15 protein-coding genes are annotated in these 16,524 nt (G+C 63.8%); 5 read left to right on the forward strand and 10 right to left on the reverse strand.

Annotated features, from left to right (window positions below; all coding sequences use genetic code 11):
* Positions 1 to 86: 86 nt before the first annotated feature.
* On the reverse strand, positions 87 to 1,331 hold the full coding sequence (locus CXR00_RS11505; protein WP_104054603.1) for an MFS transporter: 1,245 nt from the start codon (positions 1,329 to 1,331) through the stop codon (positions 87 to 89).
* Positions 1,332 to 1,400: 69 nt separating this feature from the next.
* On the opposite strand from CXR00_RS11505, the gene CXR00_RS11510 reads away from it, so the two are divergent.
* Positions 1,401 to 1,841 (forward strand): cytidine deaminase, encoded by a 441-nt coding sequence (locus tag CXR00_RS11510; RefSeq protein ID WP_104054604.1) that lies wholly within the window; start codon positions 1,401 to 1,403, stop codon positions 1,839 to 1,841.
* A gap of 71 nt (positions 1,842 to 1,912) precedes the next feature.
* A complete protein-coding gene (locus CXR00_RS11515) occupies positions 1,913 to 2,587 on the forward strand; it encodes a maleylpyruvate isomerase family mycothiol-dependent enzyme (protein ID WP_104054605.1) in 675 nt (224 codons plus the stop codon).
* Positions 2,588 to 2,647: 60 nt separating this feature from the next.
* On the opposite strand, the gene CXR00_RS11520 is transcribed toward CXR00_RS11515, so the two are convergent.
* Positions 2,648 to 3,265, reverse strand: coding sequence for a dihydrofolate reductase family protein (locus CXR00_RS11520; RefSeq protein ID WP_104054606.1), 618 nt, complete (start codon positions 3,263 to 3,265; stop codon positions 2,648 to 2,650).
* A gap of 454 nt (positions 3,266 to 3,719) precedes the next feature.
* Here CXR00_RS11520 and CXR00_RS11525 point away from each other — a divergent pair, with 454 nt between their 5' ends.
* Positions 3,720 to 4,916: a M14 family zinc carboxypeptidase gene (locus CXR00_RS11525; protein WP_104054607.1), complete on the forward strand. Its 1,197-nt coding sequence runs from the start codon at positions 3,720 to 3,722 to the stop codon at positions 4,914 to 4,916.
* Positions 4,917 to 4,973: 57 nt separating this feature from the next.
* Here the strand turns inward: CXR00_RS11525 and CXR00_RS11530 are convergent, their stop codons facing one another.
* The 6 genes from CXR00_RS11530 to CXR00_RS11555 all read right to left on the reverse strand — a co-directional run bounded on the left by CXR00_RS11530 (position 4,974) and on the right by CXR00_RS11555 (position 13,889).
* The gene (locus CXR00_RS11530; RefSeq protein ID WP_104054608.1) at positions 4,974 to 5,951 is read right to left on the reverse strand and encodes an aldo/keto reductase; all 978 of its coding nucleotides are present in this window, start codon (positions 5,949 to 5,951) and stop codon (positions 4,974 to 4,976) included.
* A gap of 55 nt (positions 5,952 to 6,006) precedes the next feature.
* Positions 6,007 to 6,324, reverse strand: coding sequence for a primase-like DNA-binding domain-containing protein (locus CXR00_RS11535; RefSeq protein WP_104054609.1), 318 nt, complete (start codon positions 6,322 to 6,324; stop codon positions 6,007 to 6,009).
* Between the two features lie 81 nt (positions 6,325 to 6,405).
* The gene (locus CXR00_RS11540) at positions 6,406 to 7,254 is read right to left on the reverse strand and encodes an SDR family oxidoreductase (protein WP_104054610.1); all 849 of its coding nucleotides are present in this window, start codon (positions 7,252 to 7,254) and stop codon (positions 6,406 to 6,408) included.
* Positions 7,255 to 7,302: 48 nt separating this feature from the next.
* Positions 7,303 to 9,276, reverse strand: a complete 1,974-nt coding sequence (gene dxs, locus CXR00_RS11545; protein ID WP_104054611.1) for a 1-deoxy-D-xylulose-5-phosphate synthase — start codon at positions 9,274 to 9,276, stop codon at positions 7,303 to 7,305.
* Positions 9,277 to 9,459: 183 nt separating this feature from the next.
* Complete coding sequence (locus CXR00_RS11550) at positions 9,460 to 12,285, reverse strand: aconitate hydratase (RefSeq protein ID WP_104054612.1); 2,826 nt, start codon at positions 12,283 to 12,285, stop codon at positions 9,460 to 9,462.
* A gap of 293 nt (positions 12,286 to 12,578) precedes the next feature.
* A complete protein-coding gene (locus tag CXR00_RS11555) occupies positions 12,579 to 13,889 on the reverse strand; it encodes a class I SAM-dependent RNA methyltransferase (protein WP_104054613.1) in 1,311 nt (436 codons plus the stop codon).
* 162 nt (positions 13,890 to 14,051) lie between these two features.
* Here CXR00_RS11555 and CXR00_RS11560 point away from each other — a divergent pair, with 162 nt between their 5' ends.
* A complete protein-coding gene (locus CXR00_RS11560; RefSeq protein WP_104054614.1) occupies positions 14,052 to 14,726 on the forward strand; it encodes a TrkA family potassium uptake protein in 675 nt (224 codons plus the stop codon).
* On the forward strand, positions 14,723 to 15,415 hold the full coding sequence (locus CXR00_RS11565) for a TrkA family potassium uptake protein (RefSeq protein ID WP_104054615.1): 693 nt from the start codon (positions 14,723 to 14,725) through the stop codon (positions 15,413 to 15,415). The genes CXR00_RS11560 and CXR00_RS11565 overlap by 4 nt, the downstream gene beginning before the upstream one ends.
* Here CXR00_RS11565 and CXR00_RS11570 read toward each other — a convergent pair.
* A complete protein-coding gene (locus CXR00_RS11570) occupies positions 15,412 to 16,170 on the reverse strand; it encodes a DUF3159 domain-containing protein (RefSeq protein ID WP_104054616.1) in 759 nt (252 codons plus the stop codon). The two genes, CXR00_RS11565 and CXR00_RS11570, sit on opposite strands and share 4 nt — an antisense overlap.
* A complete protein-coding gene (locus CXR00_RS11575) occupies positions 16,167 to 16,523 on the reverse strand; it encodes a hypothetical protein (RefSeq protein ID WP_104054617.1) in 357 nt (118 codons plus the stop codon). The genes CXR00_RS11570 and CXR00_RS11575 overlap by 4 nt, the downstream gene beginning before the upstream one ends.
* Position 16,524 lies beyond the last annotated feature (1 nt).

Raw genomic sequence — 16,524 nt, forward strand, 5'->3', positions numbered from 1 at the left:
TGCCCGTGGGGGGGACCCGGTCCCGACGGGAGGACGCCCAACGTATGTCATCGCACCGTCAGCCCACAGCGAGACGGGAGCCTGGGTCAACGCGTTACTGCTCTGGCACGGGTCGGTTTGCGGTTGCGCGGGTCCGTTGGCCGGAACAGGAAGACGGCGGCGACGGCGCACACCAGGAACACCAGACCGCCGGCCAACACCGGCAGTGCGATGTGCACGACGGCGAGCACGCCGCCAAGCGCGGATCCGAGAGCGAGGCCGAGGAGCGCCAACACGCGTGAAGCCGCATTGACCCGGCCCCGAAGTTCATCCGGCACCAGGCGCTGGCGAAGCGATGTTGCGCAGATTCCCCAGATGACGGCATGAAGGATGTAGGCCGCCAGCAGGAGTGCCGCCACCACGCCGTTGTCGGTGGCCGACAGGGCGAGAAGGGAGACAGCACCCGTTAGGAGACTGGCGGCGATAGTCCACCGGTATCCGATCTTTGAACGGATCCGGGGTGCTGCAAAGGATCCGGCCAACCCGCCGAGGGCGGAGGCCGCGAGGATGACGCCATACCCGGCGGAATCGACGTCGAGTTGCTGCTGCGCGAAGAGCACCAGAATCGAGAAGGGCAGCATATAGCCCACGCTAGCCAGTGCACCGATGAGCGCCAAGGCGCCGACCACGCGGTTTCCGCCCAACCAGCGGGCACCGGCTGCTGCCTCTGCCCACAGCGTTGCGCGTCCGGACTTCGGCTCGGTGACCCCTGCGATGGCTGCACCCGTGAGCCGCTTGGGCAGCGCCAGGGCCAGAAAACCGGCTGCTGTCCAGAGCCCGCCCATGGCGAAGATCGGAACCGCCGCCGCGAGAGCGAAGAGAAGTCCCCCGAGCGGCGGGCCGGCGAATTCGTCGGCAATAATCTGGGTTGCTGAGATGCGGCCGTTTGCCCGGTCCAGGTCTCGGTCACGAACGAGGGCGGGAACGAGTGACATTGAGGCGTTGTCGGCGGCGCTTTCCAGAGTTCCGATGAGCGCAAACACTATGTACAGCAGAAGCAGGCTGCCTGCTCCGAACTGGAGGCACAGTGCGAACGCCAGGACAGTGCAGCCGCGCAGAATATTGGCGAACGCGAGAAGCGTGGGCCGATCCGCTCGGTCAACCCAGACGCCAATGGGCAGCGCCACGAGCAGGCGCACCAGGGCGTAAACCGTTGCAAGACCGGCCACCCACCGCGGGTCATCCGTCAGGGATGCCGCCAGCAGCGGCATGGAAACAAACGCCAGCCCGTCTGCAAGGTTCGATGCAGCGTTGGCGCTCCAAAGAACACTGAATCCGCGGCCAAGAGACATCAGTTGAGCGTACACGCTGGCCGTGTTTACTGGCGCGCTGCTGCTGCAGCCAGCGGCTAGCATGGGCCCGTGAATGAAAACCCAAACCAAAGACCCGGCGCCCTTCCGGTCATCGAACAGGCACTTATTGAGCTGGCCCGCATGACTATTGATGAAGCTACCGACGCAGGCCCAGGCGAAGACGGCATTCACACCATGGGCGCAGCGGTCCGGTCCGCCGACGGCCGCATGTTCGCTGGAGTCAACCTCTACCATTTCACCGGTGGTCCGTGCGCCGAACTCGTTGCACTCGGGGCGCCAAGGGCTGCCGGCGCAACCGACCTGACCCACATTGTTGCGGTGGGTAATCACGGACGGGGAGTCAAAAGTCCGTGCGGCCGGGACCGGCAGATCCTCGCCGACTACTATCCGGGCATCGAGGTGATTATGCCAACGGCGGCGGGACCGGTGTGCATCGCTGCCCGCGAGCTGCTGCCCCTGGGCTTCGACACCAGCGGGGAGCACAGCTGAGCACCGTCCGGCACAATCCGGTTTGAAGACTGGTCCGCCAAACGGCATGGGTTCGGGTTAGAGTCCTGACCATGGTGAAAGCTCTTCCCTTCAGGACATCATCAGGGGCAGGTTCCCGCATCTGGCCTGTGGTGCACGAGGAACGCCGCGCTTTGATTTCTGATCTGGAGCAGTTGCAGCCCTCACGGTGGCAGACTCCGTCCCTCTGCCCGGACTGGAGTGTGCACGACGTGCTTGCTCATCTTGTCGATACGGCGAAAACCAACCGATTAGGCTTTGTCGGCAGCCTCATCGCTGCCCGCTTCGATTTTGACCGCGCCAACGCCCTGGGTGTCGCCCGGGAACGTGCGGAAGACCCCGTCCGCACATTGGACAGGTTGAAGTCAGTCCAAGCCAGAAAAACCGGACCGCCGGTTCCCCTCGCCACTCGACTGGTTGAAGCGTTTATCCACGGCGAGGATATCCGGCGCCCCGTGGGGATTCACCGAACGTATCCCCCTGCCCATGTTGTCACTGCGCTGAAGTACCAACTGAAAACGAGCATCAAAACCGGAGGCGGCAAGGAACGCGCCAAAGGCTGGCGGCTGGTGGCAACGGACGAAGGGTTTCGTCATGGGTCCGGCCCGGAGGTGCGGGGTCCGGCCATCGTGTTGCTGCTTGCAGTGTCCGGACGTCCCGTGCTCCCCCACGAATTGGCCGGTCCAGGGGCCGCGTCCTTCATCCGCGGCACGGAGGAGACCCCGTAATTGCTGCCAGCGGACCGAGAGGTGTTGCATGCAGTTCCTGTGCCTCCCCTTTCTTCCCCGCTAGGCGCGGCTTCCCGCGTCGAGTCCCGTTACAGGCATGCCGCGTCTCTCGTAAACCAGGCGAAGCACGCCGGCGGGAAAAGCCTGCGGCTCGCCGGCCAGGTTGAACGCGGCCGGAATACCGGCGCCGTCGGCGAAGATTCGCTTGCCGGTCCCCAGTGTCAGCGGGTACACGAAGAGGTTGAGCCGATCCAGGATCCCGGCAGCGAGCAGCGATCCCGCTAGGGCGCCGCTGCCCACAACATGAATGTCCTGATACCGGTCCCTGAGCCCGGACGCCCCTTCAACTTCCCCAAGGACCGCAGTCCCCTGCCAATGGGGATCCTCCAGCGTCCGGGACACGACGTACTTGTCCATGGAGTTGAACTTCTCGGCGATCGGATTGGAGGTTCCCAGCTGCGGCCAGTAACCGGCGAAAATTTCGTAGGTCCTGCGGCCAAGCAGCAGTGCATCCATCTGGTCGATGCCGGCCATGATTGCACTGCCTGACTCGGTGTCCACGTAGCCTGCCTGCCACCCGCCGAGAGTGAAGCCGCCCGAAGTGTCCTCATGCGCGCCGCCGGGCCCCTGGTACACGCCGTCCAGTGTCATGAACAGGTCAAGAGAGACTTTCCCCATGCTCGCCTCCTCATGCGTCACCGCTTTTGCCGAGCAGAATACAGCACCCCCACCGATTAGTTCCTGGAAAAGCTATCCGTCCGGCTCCTCGAGGCCGGGGGACACTGTCTGCTCCTCTACTGCTGCACACTGCTGCTTCCATCGATATCTTGCAACTAAGCCAACAATGCGGAAAACGAAAGGTGCCAGCTGGACTCATTTCTACGCTTTAGCCCCCACCGCCCACAGAATCTTTCCGGCTTGACTTCTTGTAACAATATCTGCATTGCGACAAGACGAAAGGAGCGGAATTCTCAGTGTGCCGTTAATTCCGTCTTTAGCATTCTTATGCGTCTGGATTCTTCCCCTTTGCCCAAGCTAGCTTCTGGATATCGGCGGTTCCATAAACTTCCGATTCCCCAAACCCGAGCACACGGTGCCCGGATTTCGCCATTTACACATTGGAGGACGACCAATGACACAAGACTCCCATAGCGGCGCACGCCGAAAAACAAGTGCTCCGCGCAACTACCGCGGCATAGCCGCGGCGGTTGCCCTCGCGGTGGTCATCCCCTTCAGCGGCGCAGCGCCGGTCATGGCGGATGCCAATTTCCCTTCGCCCAACGGAAATACGAATATCTCCAGCATCCTGACGTACAACGACGTAGTCAAAGAGCTGCAGAAACTGGAAAAGACCAGCCGGTTCAACGTTGATGCCTTTACGCTCGCCGAAGCCGGTACAGAAGTCAACAAATCCGAACAGGGCCGTGACCTGTGGGTTGCCACTGTGGGCGAAGGCCCGGAAGATATCTGGATCCAGGGCCGGATCCACGGCAATGAACCGTACGGCACTGACTCGATCCTTACCCTCCTCAAGGACCTTGGCACGAACGGCTCCCCGGACTACAAACTTCTGCGGGAGAAATTCACCTTCCATTTCATTCCCATGTACAACCCCGACGGATCGGAGGCGAATATCCGGCAGACGGTACTCTGGGACCAGACCGGCAACGTGCCTGAGCTGGATTCGAGCGGACGCCAGCAGCGGATCGACCTCAACAGGGACTGGACACCTACGGGCTTTGTTGCCAATGAGTCCCTTGCCTTCTACGAATACTGGACGGACGTCAAGCCGTCCTACGGCATCGATATCCATCACCAGGGACTCAAGAAACAGTGGGACACCGGTGAGGACGTCAGCCTTTCCCTCGGGATCTCGCTTGCCCCCGGAGGACCTACCCTTCCGGGCATCAAGGATGGCGCATACGACGTCATGACACGTCAGATGCTTGTGCACGTGTATGACAAGCTCTCCGGGTACGGCTACATCAACATGGACCGGTACCAGGTGGGCAACGGGCTGGAAATCGACATTAAGGGCGGCGTTGTCTCCGCCATGATGCTCGGCTTGGACTACCAGGGCATGAACCCTGACGGACACTCCAACCCGGTGATTTTCTTTGAAACCTCCGGCAACACTTCCGAGGGCAGCTTGGGCCAGAAAGCACGCGGAAAGAACATCAAACAGAACGTGCTTGCCATGAAGGAGCTGCTGCTCGGCCTCGCGACCGGCGAGGTTCAGCAGGAAGACCCGGATCGATGGGAGGAAATCCCGCACCAGCCGGTAGCCGGCTACAGCACCGACTACGCCGGGACCATCCCGGTGCAGTAAACGGACTCATCCGGATGCCCCCGACTGACGGTCGGGGGCATCCGTCCGTCGAAGACCCTAGAAGAGCGCAACCTTCGGCGTCCGCGGGAAGATCCGGTCCAGTTCCTCCAGATCCTTCTCCGACGGCTCCCAGGAAACGGCCTCGGCGTTCTGCTGCACCTGCTCAACCTTGGTGGCACCGGCAATGACGGAAGCCACTGACGGCTGCGCGGCGAGCCAGGAGAACGCCACCTGCACCTCGGTCAGGCCACGCTCGGCGGCAAACGAACCGAACTCGGCCAGCTGACCCAGATCCACATTGTCCAGCAGATTCTGCCGGGAGTGCGTCAGCCGGCTGCCTTCCGGAGCCGAGCCGGAAGTGTACTTGCCCGTCAGCAATCCGTTGGCGAGCGGGAAGTACGGCAGAATGCCCAACCCGTAGGCTTCCGCTGCGGGAACAACCTCAAGCTCTGCGCGCCGGTCCAGCAGGTTGTAGTGGTTCTGCGCCGAGATGAACGGGGTGTAGCCGCCCATCAGTGCAGTGAATTCAGCTTCGGCAATCTCCCAGCCGGCACGGTTGGAGTGGCCGATGTAGCGCACCTTGCCGCTGGTGACCAGGTCATCCAATGCCGCGAGGGTCTCCTCGATCGGCGTGAGCGGATCCGGTGTATGGAACTGGTAGAGGTCAATCCAGTCCGTGCCCAGACGGCGCAGCGAAGCTTCCGCAGCCTTAACGATGTACCGGCGCGAACCGCGGGCATCAAAGTCTCGGCCGTTTACGCCCTTCATGTCCATGCCGAACTTGGTGGCCAGCACTACGTCCCCGCGCCGGTTCCCCAGCGCCTTGCCGAGCATTTCCTCGCTGAGCCCCGGAACAGCGCCGTAACTGTCGGCGACGTCGAAGAGGGTGATTCCCGCGTCAATGGCCGCGTTAACGACGGCGTCGGTTCCCTCCTGAACTTCGGTGGGTGTTCCGGGTCGCCCGAGGTTGTTGCAGCCCAGTCCCACAGTGGAAACGGTGAGGCCGGAATTTCCGAGTCTGTTGTAAGAAGTCATGGAGCCCACGCTACCGAACCTCAGCGCCCCGGCATGCCCCGCAGCGCCGTAAAGCTTAACCGCTAAACGGAAACGGATTGGTGTTGGGACCGGGGGCCTTGTCCGTCTCCATGATGTATTGGACGGGGATCGGCCCCGTCGGCAGCACGCCCTCGTAGGCGCGTTCGGAGTGACGGGTCACTTCCGAAAGACCCGCCTCGCGGACGGCTCCGTAGAAATGGTGAACCGGGGCAGGTTCCCGGCCGCCGTTCTCGCACCAAATCATGTACATGCCGTACAGGTCCGCGGCCGGCACCGATTCGCTCTCATCAAGCCCGGCCAGGGTGCACTCGTCGAGAAACAGAAGGACGTGGTCAAGGTTCTGCTCAGCCATGGTTTGACACTAGAGAAGAACAGCGGAATCCGATACCCGCTGCGCCCCAAATAGTCATGGCCAGTAGCCGCGCTGGAGCGCTCAGCGCTGCATCAGGTATTCTTCGAGCCCCATCGGAGCGGTGCCGGTCAACTGCTGTACGTCTGCGCTGACCTCACCCATCTCACCCTCCGCAATGGCCGTGTACGTGCTCACCCACGCCTCGATCTGCCACTGCTCTACGCCGCTGACCTGCCGTGATTCCAGGGCCTCTTCCACTGTCTCATTGTGGTAGGTCACATGCGAGCCCGTCACCCGCGTCAGGATTTCAGCGATCTCTTCGAAGGTGAGGGCCTGCGGCCCGGTGAGCGTGTAGGCCGCACCGGCGTGCGGCAGCGGTTCTGTGAGAATACGGGCCGCCGTCCGGGCCACATCAGCCCGCGCCACTGCTGCCAGCCGGCCGGTCCCCGCCGGGCCCCTCAGCACAGCGTCGCGGCCAACGAGCGACGGCAGCACGTCCTGATAGAGGCAATTTCGCAGGAAGGTGTACTGCATGCCGCTGGCCCTGATGTATTCCTCTGTGTCCGCGTGGTCACGGGCGAGCGTGAACACTGCATCCGGTGCTGCCCCCATGAAGGAGGTGTAAACGATATGGCGCACCCCGGCGTCGACGGCGGCATCCACGAAGGTGCGGTGGTCCTGGCGCCGGTACCGGCTCTCCGCCGCCGACACCATGAAGAGCGTCTGCACGCCTTCCAGGGCACGGGTGGAGTGCCCCCGGTCCGAGTAGGTAATCGCGTACGACGGCGTTCCGGGCAGCTCCGGCAGCCGGGCAGTGTGGCGGGCCAGCAGCCGCTGTGGAACGCCGGCCTCTGCCAGCAGCCGCGCGACCGCGCCGCCCAGAGCACCGGTGGCACCGGTGACAGCTATGTCCGGTTGTTGCTGTGTCATGGTCCACCCCTTGCGGTTGCAGCTGCCGCTAGCGGTTATCCGCGGCGCCTACTGGATTTTCGGAATCTGGCCGGTGGGCATTTCCTGCCCGGGAAGCGGGCGGGCGAACGGGACCTTTGTCCCCAGAACCTGCGCGACGACGTCGTTGGCCACCTGCCGGGCAGTCAGCCCGACGCGCTCCAGGACCTCCCCGCGGGTGCCGTGGTCCAGGAATTCCACTGGAAGACCAACCTCGTTCAGGGCGGTGTCCACACCGGCGGCCCGCATTTCCTGCCGGATCCGCGACCCGACACCGCCGGCGCGCACGCCGTCCTCGATCACAATAACGATCCGGTGTTCGGCCGCCATGCGGATAATCGACCGCGGCACGGGCAGGACCCAGCGCGGATCCACCACAGTGGAGCTGATGCCCTGGTCACCGAGGCGGCCGGCCACCTGCAGGGCCATTTCGGCCATGGCGCCGACGCTGACAATCAGGACGTCATTGGACTTTTCACCCGTGGGACGGCGGGCCAGCACGTCCACGCCGTCGGTGGTGCGTTCCAGCGCATCCACGTCGGGGCCAACCGTTCCCTTGGAGAACCGGACCACGCTGGGGGCATCATTGATGGCGACAGCCTCGCGCAGTTCTTCCTTCAGCCGGGTGGCATCACGCGGGGCCGCCAGGTGCAGGCCCGGCACGATCTGCAGCATCGACATGTCCCACATGCCGTGATGGCTGGCGCCGTCGGGGCCGGTGACTCCGGCGCGGTCCAGCACAATGGTTACGCCGGCCTTATGCAGGGCCACATCCATGAGCAGCTGGTCGAAGGCCCGGTTCAGGAAGGTTGCGTAAAGCGCGACGACGGGGTGCAGCCCGCCGAAAGCCATGCCCGCCGCAGAGGTGAGGGCGTGCTGCTCGGCGATGCCGACGTCGAACACCCGCTCGGGATGCTTCTCAGCGAACCGGTGCAGGCCAACCGGAATCAGCATGGCACCGGTGATGCCCACAATGTCTTCGCGCTCATCGGCAATGTCGGCGATCTCCGTCGCGAAGACCGATGTCCAGGACTGCTTGCTGCCCGGCTCGACCGGCTTACCGGTTTCCGGGTCGATGATGCCCACGGCGTGGAACTGGTCTGCCACGTTGGCACGGGCGGGCGCATAACCGCGGCCCTTTTCCGTCATCGCGTGAACAATCACGGGACCGTCGTAGTTGCGGGCTTTGACGAGGGCACGTTCCACGGCCGCCATGTCGTGTCCGTCTATCGGACCGATGTACTTCATGCCCAGGTCTTCAAACAAACCCTGCGGCGCCCACCAGTCCTTAATGCCGCGCTTGGCTGCATGCAGGCTGTGATACGTGAACCTGCCAACCGGGCCGCCGTGCTGGAGCCGCTGCTTCCACCATCCGAGCGTGTTCTCGTACGCGCGGTGGGTGCGCACGGCGTCCAGTGTGGGGCGCAGGGACGCGAGGTAGTCGGCCAGGCCGCCAATGGTGGGTGCGTAGGAGCGTCCGTTGTCGTTGACCACGATCACGACCCGGCGCCGCTGGTCCGCAGCGATATTGTTCAGGGCTTCCCAGGCCATGCCGCCGGTCAGGGCGCCGTCGCCCACCATCACCACGGTGTAGCGGTCGCCTTCGCCGGTGAGCTGCCGGGCGCGGGAGATGCCGTCAGCCCAGGACAGTGACGAGGAAGCGTGGGAGGATTCCACAATGTCATGCACGGACTCGGCCCTTGAAGGGTAGCCAGACATCCCGCCCTGCTGGCGAAGGGTCGAGAAATCCTGGCGCCCGGTGAGGATCTTGTGCACATAGGACTGGTGGCCGGTGTCGAAAACGATGCTGTCCCGGGGCGAGTCAAAGACCCGGTGGATTCCCACGGTCAGCTCAACAACGCCCAGGTTAGGGCCAAGATGGCCGCCGGTTTGGGCAACATTACTGATCAGGAAGGACCGGATTTCCGCAGACAAACGCTCCAGCTGCTCCGTGGTGAGCTTGCTGAGGTCCCGCGGATCACGGATGGTTTCCAGAAGTCCCAACGGGCGTCTCCCTTGCTTTTAGGCAACGGCACTGCACACCGTCACAACGTTTAACTCTAACGCTTGAAGGAGCCGCTCCTGTTCCACGACAGGCAAAGAGCCCCGCCGGCCGAGTTCAAAAAACTCGGCCGGCGGGGCTCCCAAATCCTCAAATCCGCGTCAGCTGCGGTGAGGGGCGCCTTGCTACTTAGCGGTGATCTGGCGCAGGACGTACTGCAGGATGCCGCCGTTGCGGTAGTAATCCGCTTCGCCCGGGGTATCGATGCGAAGGACCGCGTCGAAGGTGATGGCTTCACCGTTCTCCGGCGTAGCCGTAACCGTAACGGTCTTGGGCGTGGTGCCGTTGTTGAGTTCGGTCACGCCGGAAACCGCAAAGGTTTCCGTTCCGGTCAGGCCCAGGGACTCGGCGTTGACGCCGGCCGGGTACTGCAGCGGAAGGACACCCATACCAATGAGGTTGGAGCGGTGGATGCGCTCGTAGCTCTCGGCGATGACGGCCTTGACGCCCAGCAGGGCGGTACCCTTGGCAGCCCAGTCACGCGAGGAACCGGAACCGTACTCCTTGCCTGCCAGGACAACCAGCGGAATGCCGGCGGCCTGGTAGTTGACCGAAGCATCGTAGACGGCTGCCTGCGGTGCATCTGCCTGGCTGAAGTCGCGGGTGAAACCGCCTTCAACGCCGTCGAGCAGCTGGTTCTTGATGCGGATGTTCGCGAACGTACCGCGGATCATCACCTCGTGGTTGCCTCGGCGGGAGCCGTAGGAGTTGAAGTCCTTGCGCTCGACGCCGTGCTCCAGCAGGTAGCGGCCTGCCGGGGTGTCGGACTTGAAGGAACCGGCCGGGGAGATGTGGTCGGTGGTGACCGAATCGCCAAGCTTCAGCAGGACGCGGGCGCCCTCGATGTCGGTGACGGGCTCCGGCTGGGCCTTCATGCCCTCGAAGTACGGGGGCTTCCGGACGTACGTGGACTCCGTATCCCACTCGAAGGTTGCACCTTCGGGGGTGGGCAGGGACTTCCAGCGGTCGTCGCCTTCGAAGATGGTGTCGTAGCTGTTGCTGAACATCTCCTTGTTGATGGAGGCGTCGATGATTTCCTGGACCTCGACCGGGTTCGGCCAGATGTCCTTCAGGAAAATGTCGTTGCCGGCTTCGTCCTGGCCCAGCGGGTCATTTTCGAAGTCGAAGTCCATGGTGCCGGCCAGGGCGTAAGCGACAACCAGCGGCGGGGAGGCCAGGTAGTTCATCTTCACGTCCGGGTTGATCCGGCCTTCGAAGTTGCGGTTACCGGAGAGGACTGCGGTGACCGCCAGGTCGGCTTCCTGGATGGCGGTGGAGATTTCTTCTTCCAGCGGACCGGAGTTGCCGATGCAGGTGGCGCAACCGTAACCGACCACGAAGAAGCCAAGCTTCTCCAGGTACGGGATCAGGCCGGACTTCTCGTAGTAGTCGGTGACTACCTTGGAGCCCGGAGCGATCGAGGTCTTGACCCACGGCTGTGCGGTGAGGCCCTTTTCGACGGCGTTGCGGGCCAGCACTGCTGCTGCCATCATCACCGACGGGTTGGACGTGTTGGTGCAGGAGGTGATCGAGGCGATCGACACGGCGCCGTGGTCCAGCTCGAAGCTGCGGCCGTCTGCCATGGTGACCGGCACCGAGTTGGTGGAGCGTTCAGCCGGAGCGTCAGCCTTCTCCACCAGGTCGTGCTCGCGGTCTTCCACCTGAGTGGCGTTGGCGTTGAACGACGGCGCGTCCGAGGCCGGGAAGGTCTCTTCCAGCGTCTCGTCGACAGTGCCGCTCTCGGCTTCAACAGTCTCGTGGACGTAGTTCTTCAGGTCCTTGCGGAACTGTTCCTTGGCGTTGGTCAGCTCGACGCGGTCCTGCGGGCGCTTCGGTCCGGCGATGGAGGAAACAACCGTGGAGAGGTCCAGTTCCAGGTACTCGGAGTACTGGATCTCAACGGACGGGTCGTGCCACAGGCCCTGCTCCTTGGCGTAGGCCTCAACGAGGTCCACGCTTTCCGCGGAACGGCCGGTGAGGCGCAGGTAGTCCAGGGTTACGTCGTCGATCGGGAACATGGCGGCCGTGGAACCGAATTCCGGGCTCATGTTGCCGATGGTGGCGCGGTTGGCCAGCGGCACAGCGCCGACACCTTCGCCGTAGAACTCTACGAACTTGCCGACAACACCGTGCTTGCGCAGCATTTCGGTGATCGTCAGAACAACGTCGGTGGCGGTGGCGCCGGCGGGGATTTCACCGGTGAGCTTGAAGCCGACCACGCGCGGGATCAGCATGGAGACGGGCTGGCCGAGCATGGCTGCCTCGGCCTCGATGCCGCCAACGCCCCAGCCGAGCACGCCCAGGCCGTTGACCATGGTGGTGTGGGAGTCGGTGCCGACGCAGGTGTCCGGGTAGGCACGCAGGACGCCGTCAACTTCACGGGTCATGACGGTGCGGGCCAGGTACTCGATGTTGACCTGGTGGACAATGCCCATGCCCGGGGGAACAACCTTGAAGTCATCGAAGGCAGTCTGGCCCCAGCGAAGGAACTGGTAACGCTCGCCGTTGCGCTGGTATTCGATTTCCATGTTGCGCTCAAGGGCGCCGGAGTTGCCGAAGGCGTCAATCTGGACCGAGTGGTCAATGACCATTTCGGCCGGCGCCAGCGGGTTGACCCGCTTGGGGTCTCCGCCAAGCTCTGCAACGGCTTCACGCATGGTCGCCAGGTCCACAATGCAGGGGACGCCGGTGAAGTCCTGCATGATGACCCGGGCAGGGGTGAACTGAATTTCAGTGCTGGGTTCTGCATTTGCATCCCACTGTGCGAGTGCACGTACGTGATCTGCGGTGATGTTGGCACCATCTTCGGTGCGCAGCAGGTTTTCCAGCAGGACCTTGAGGCTGAACGGAAGGCTCTTTGCACCTTCGACGGAATTCAACCGGAAAATTTCATATTCGTTTCCACCGACGTTTAGTACGCCTTTGGATCCGAAGCTGTCCACATTAGTCATAATAGGACTCCTCTCGCCACCGTTTTATCTTTGTCCAGCGGTCCGCGGCATGCCAGTTAGGACTCCCTAACCGGCAAACCACAGGGGAAGGCAGGGAAAATGGTGGACTATTTTCCCTGCCGGATTTTGCCCCACTGCCGAACGAAAACTCTGCCCGCCTAAGCAGGCAAAGGCTCCCCAACACGGCGCGGATCTGCACAACTGCTCCCTATACTATCCGTTACACCCCCATGTGACGGGGAGGATAGCCGTGCGCCCTGCGACACGGACCGTCAAGGCCCCGTTACAAACGGTTACGGACGGGTCAGGACTGCAAAGGACTCCATATGGTGGGTGTGCGGGTAGAGGTCGAAGACCCGCAGCGAATCGAGCTGCCAGCCCAAATCCTTGAAGTAGCCAAGATCGCGGGCAAACGACGCCGGGTCACAGGAAACGTAGCCCACCGTGCGCGGGGCGGCGGCGTCAATCCGGCGCACCACGTCCTTGCCTGCCCCGACACGCGGCGGGTCCAGGAGCACGACGTCGAGGCGGCCCTCGTAGGCGGCCAGCGACTTGTCCACGCGTCCCTGCAGGATTTCCACCTGGGGCGAGGCAAACAGGTTCTTGCGGGCGTCGCGGCTGGCTGCGGGAGAACCCTCAACGGACAGAACGCGCCCCGATTCGCCCGCGGCGTCGGCCAGCGGGGCCGTGAACAGACCGGCGCCGGCGTACAGATCGGCAACCTGCTCACCCGGCTGGATCTGGAGCCCGTCCAGGACAGCCTGCGCCAGAGTCAGGGGCGCGCTGCGGTGGATCTGCCAGAAACCCGCACCGGTCACCCGGTAGTCATGCCCCAGCACGCTCTCCTGCACCCAGGTGCGGCCGCGGAGCCGGTTCAGGGTTGAGGTTTCGGGGTCCCAGGACGCAATGGAGGTTCCCTCGGGAAGGGCGGAGGCGATGCGGCCCAGTGCCTTGGGGTGCGCGCCTGCAGCGGGGATTAGCAGCACCAGGGGTGCGCCGGTTGACGGAACGGCCACCTCCACCCGGGAGACGCCGCTGAAGTCCACGTCCCACAGCTGCAGATCGTTCACGGCGTCCACGGCCAGCGGCATCCGCTGGACAGGAATCAGCTCCTCGGAACGGTGCGCGTGCATGGCCAGCCGGCCGCCGGGGGCTACCGAAAAGCTGGCGCGCGTCCGCCAGTGCAGGCCGTCCTCCCGCTCTTCAGCGGCAGGCTCAACCGTCACCGTCCGGTCTTCCTTGGCCAGCCGGCTCAGCTGCTCCGCGAAGATCTGTGCCTTAAGCTCGCGCTGCAAGGGCAGCTCAATGTGCCCAAACTCGGCACCTCCCACGGGCAGCCGCCCGCGGGAAGCAGCGCGCAGCGCATCGGCTTCAGGCCAGAAGTGCTCCACCCGGCCCGGAACGCTTTCGAGCACTTCCACGACGTCCGCACGCCAGAATTTGGCGCCGTCGCCCGCTTCCGTCAGGCGGGCGCGGACCCGCTCGCCGGGCAGGGCATGCCGGACAAAGACCACGCGCCCCTCGTGCCGTGCCACAAAGTGGCCGCCGTGGGCGGGGGCGCCAATAGTGAGTTCGATCTCGGATGCAGTGGTGTCGGTCGTCATAGTGCCGGATACTTCCTGATGGAGCCTAAAAGACCATCACATCATGCCTGCGCCCCGGTGCATATTCGCCGGGCCCGCAGGCCGGACCGCACGCCCGCCTTCACAGGTCTATGCTGGCGGTTGGGTTTTTTCGCAGTCGATCATCAGGAACCGAGGTGGCAGGTGGCCCATTACGTCATCATGGGATGCGGGCGAGTGGGCGTGTCGCTGGCCCACACACTGGACAATGCCGGGCATACCGTGGCCGTCATTGACCAGGATGAGCGGGCGTTCAGGCGTTTGCGGCACACCTTCACGGGCCGGAAAGTCACCGGCGTCGGCTTTGACCGGGTGACCCTCAGAGAGGCCGGAATCGAGGAGGCTTACGCCTTTGCAGCCGTTTCTTCGGGTGACAATTCCAACATTCTGGCTACCCGGGTGGCGCGCGAGACGTTCCACGTCCCGCATGTGGTGGCACGGATCTACGACCCCGGACGCGCGGAAATCTACCAGCGGCTCGGCATCCCCACAGTCGCGGCAGTGCGCTGGAGCGCCGACCAGGTGCTGCGGCGCATCCTGCCGGAGCAGAGCATTAACGGAGACTTCCGCGAGTCATCCGGCCGGCTGATCCTGGGCGAACTGTCCCTGCACGAGGGCTGGCTGGGCACAACGCTCAGCGGCATTGAACAGGCAGCCGAGGTCCGTATCGCCTACGTCACCCGGTTCGGCGAGGGAATACTCCCCCGCCCGGACACCAGTTACCAGCAGGGCGATGTCCTGCACGCCATGATGAACGTGGAGCGCACCAGCGAAATCAGCCGCATCCTTTCGGTTGCGCCGGTCAGGGAGAAGCAGTGAAAGTTGTGATTGCAGGCGCCGGGAGTGTGGGGTCCTCCATCGCCAAGGAGCTTCTTTCCCACCACCACGAGGTACTTCTCATTGATGAAAAGCCCGAGGTGGTGGGACGCAGCGGACTGTTGGGCGCGCATTGGCTGATTGGCGACGCGTGCGAGCTGACCACGCTGAAGGATGCCCGGCTGGAGGAGGCCGACGTTATGGTCTCCGCCACCGGGGACGACAAGGTCAATTTGGTGGTCTCACTGCTGGCCAAGAGCGAGTTCGGTGTGGCACGCACCGTGGGCCGGGTGAACAATCCCAAGAACGACTGGATGTTCGATGATTCCTGGGGTGTCGACGTGGCAGTGAATACACCGCGCCTGATGACTGCCCTCGTGGAGGAAGCCGTGGAGGTCGGCGACCTGGTACGGCTGCTTACGCTGCAAACCGGAGTGGCCTCGATGGTGGAGTTCACGGTTCCGTCCGATTCGCCGTTGACCGGCAAGACCCTCGGGTCCATTGACTGGCCCCTGGACACCACTGTGACGGCTATCCTCCGCGACGACGCCCCCATCACCCCCAGCAGGGATGACGTCATTGAGCCCGGCGACGAACTGTTCTTTATCTGCACCATCGCAGCCGAAGACCAGCTGCGGGCCGTCCTGCTGCCTGAGCGGTCCCGGCCCGGTTCCGAGCCTGAAACGTCCTAGCCCGGGTGCTTCCCGGACTCCTGCTGGGTCAACGGCCGGGACACCATCCAGGCCAGCCACAGCCCCAGGGCATACAGGGGAACGCCCATGGCCAGGCGCATGGTGCCCAGCGCCCCCACGTTGTCCGCCAGATACAGCGGAAGCTGAACGCCGAGGCGCAGGGCGAACACCGCGATGATGATCCAGGTGGCCAGTGCATAGGCGCGGATCCGCTTCCGGCTTGCCCGCCATTCCAGGTTCTCACCGCGGATGAATCCGAACAGGAGTCCGGCCACCGGCCAGCGGACGGCAATCGAAACGGCAAACGCCAGGATGTACGCGGCATTGACGAAAAAGCCCGGCAGGAAGAACTCTGTCCCGCTGCCGCTGCGCAGGGCGAAGACGGCGCAGATGATGACGCCGATTACCCCTGTCAGGGACTGCATCAGGGGACGTTTCTGCACCAGATTGGCCGCTGAGAAGGCCGCCGCCGAAGCCACTGCTGCGCCGAGCGACAAGTACAGCTCCGACGTCAGCGTGAAAAGCAAGGTAAAGAGCAGGCCGGGAACAATGGCCTCCGCGAGCCCGCGCACCCCGCCGACTGACTTGAGCACATCGATCTGCCCGTCGTCTCCGCGTTCCACTCCCGCCTTGGCCGCGTAGGCACCGGCGACGTCGCCGAGTGTCGCCTGTTGCTCCTCGGTCTGAGGGTTCCCGCCGGAAGGCTCAGCCGACCGACGGTATTCGGGCAGGTCGCTGCCGGGTCGCTCAGTCATGTTTCGTTCTCCGGACGTCCGATGATTTCATAACGGGGGTTGTAGATGGTGGGATAGCTTCCCACGGTACTGACCATGCCCTCAAACGCCAGCTGGGTGCCGGCTTCCACTCCGGGCACACGGCGTTGTCCAATCCAGATGAGACGGACCCGGGCACGCGGCGTGCGGGACGCCGGATCGCGGTACGCGGCTTCGCGGTCCTCCACCATGGCGGTGAAGCGCGGAGGCTCCGTCGCCGGAACCACGGTGATGGACTCCACGTACCCGCCGCTGTAGACCCGGCCCCGTTCGGGCAGGGAACTGACGGGAACCGGGCCCTGCTTGCCGGGGAGCGCGGATTGCTCGGTGGGCATC

It is taken from the genome of Arthrobacter sp. 9E16 (assembly GCF_002929435.1).
Classification (GTDB): Bacteria; Actinomycetota; Actinomycetes; order Actinomycetales; family Micrococcaceae; genus Arthrobacter_B; species Arthrobacter_B sunyaminii.

Coding starts and splice junctions, on each gene's coding strand:
- CXR00_RS11505 (WP_104054603.1), bottom strand. CDS start 1,331: ATGTCTCTTGGCCGCGGATTCAGTGTTCTTTGGAGCGCCAACGCTGCA.
- CXR00_RS11515 (WP_104054605.1), top strand. CDS start 1,913: ATGGTGAAAGCTCTTCCCTTCAGGACATCATCAGGGGCAGGTTCCCGC.
- CXR00_RS11520 (WP_104054606.1), bottom strand. CDS start 3,265: ATGGGGAAAGTCTCTCTTGACCTGTTCATGACACTGGACGGCGTGTAC.
- CXR00_RS11525 (WP_104054607.1), top strand. CDS start 3,720: ATGACACAAGACTCCCATAGCGGCGCACGCCGAAAAACAAGTGCTCCG.
- CXR00_RS11530 (WP_104054608.1), bottom strand. CDS start 5,951: ATGACTTCTTACAACAGACTCGGAAATTCCGGCCTCACCGTTTCCACT.
- CXR00_RS11535 (WP_104054609.1), bottom strand. CDS start 6,324: ATGGCTGAGCAGAACCTTGACCACGTCCTTCTGTTTCTCGACGAGTGC.
- CXR00_RS11540 (WP_104054610.1), bottom strand. CDS start 7,254: ATGACACAGCAACAACCGGACATAGCTGTCACCGGTGCCACCGGTGCT.
- CXR00_RS11550 (WP_104054612.1), bottom strand. CDS start 12,285: ATGACTAATGTGGACAGCTTCGGATCCAAAGGCGTACTAAACGTCGGT.
- CXR00_RS11555 (WP_104054613.1), bottom strand. CDS start 13,889: ATGACGACCGACACCACTGCATCCGAGATCGAACTCACTATTGGCGCC.
- CXR00_RS11570 (WP_104054616.1), bottom strand. CDS start 16,170: ATGACTGAGCGACCCGGCAGCGACCTGCCCGAATACCGTCGGTCGGCT.
- CXR00_RS11575 (WP_104054617.1), bottom strand. CDS start 16,523: ATGCCCACCGAGCAATCCGCGCTCCCCGGCAAGCAGGGCCCGGTTCCC.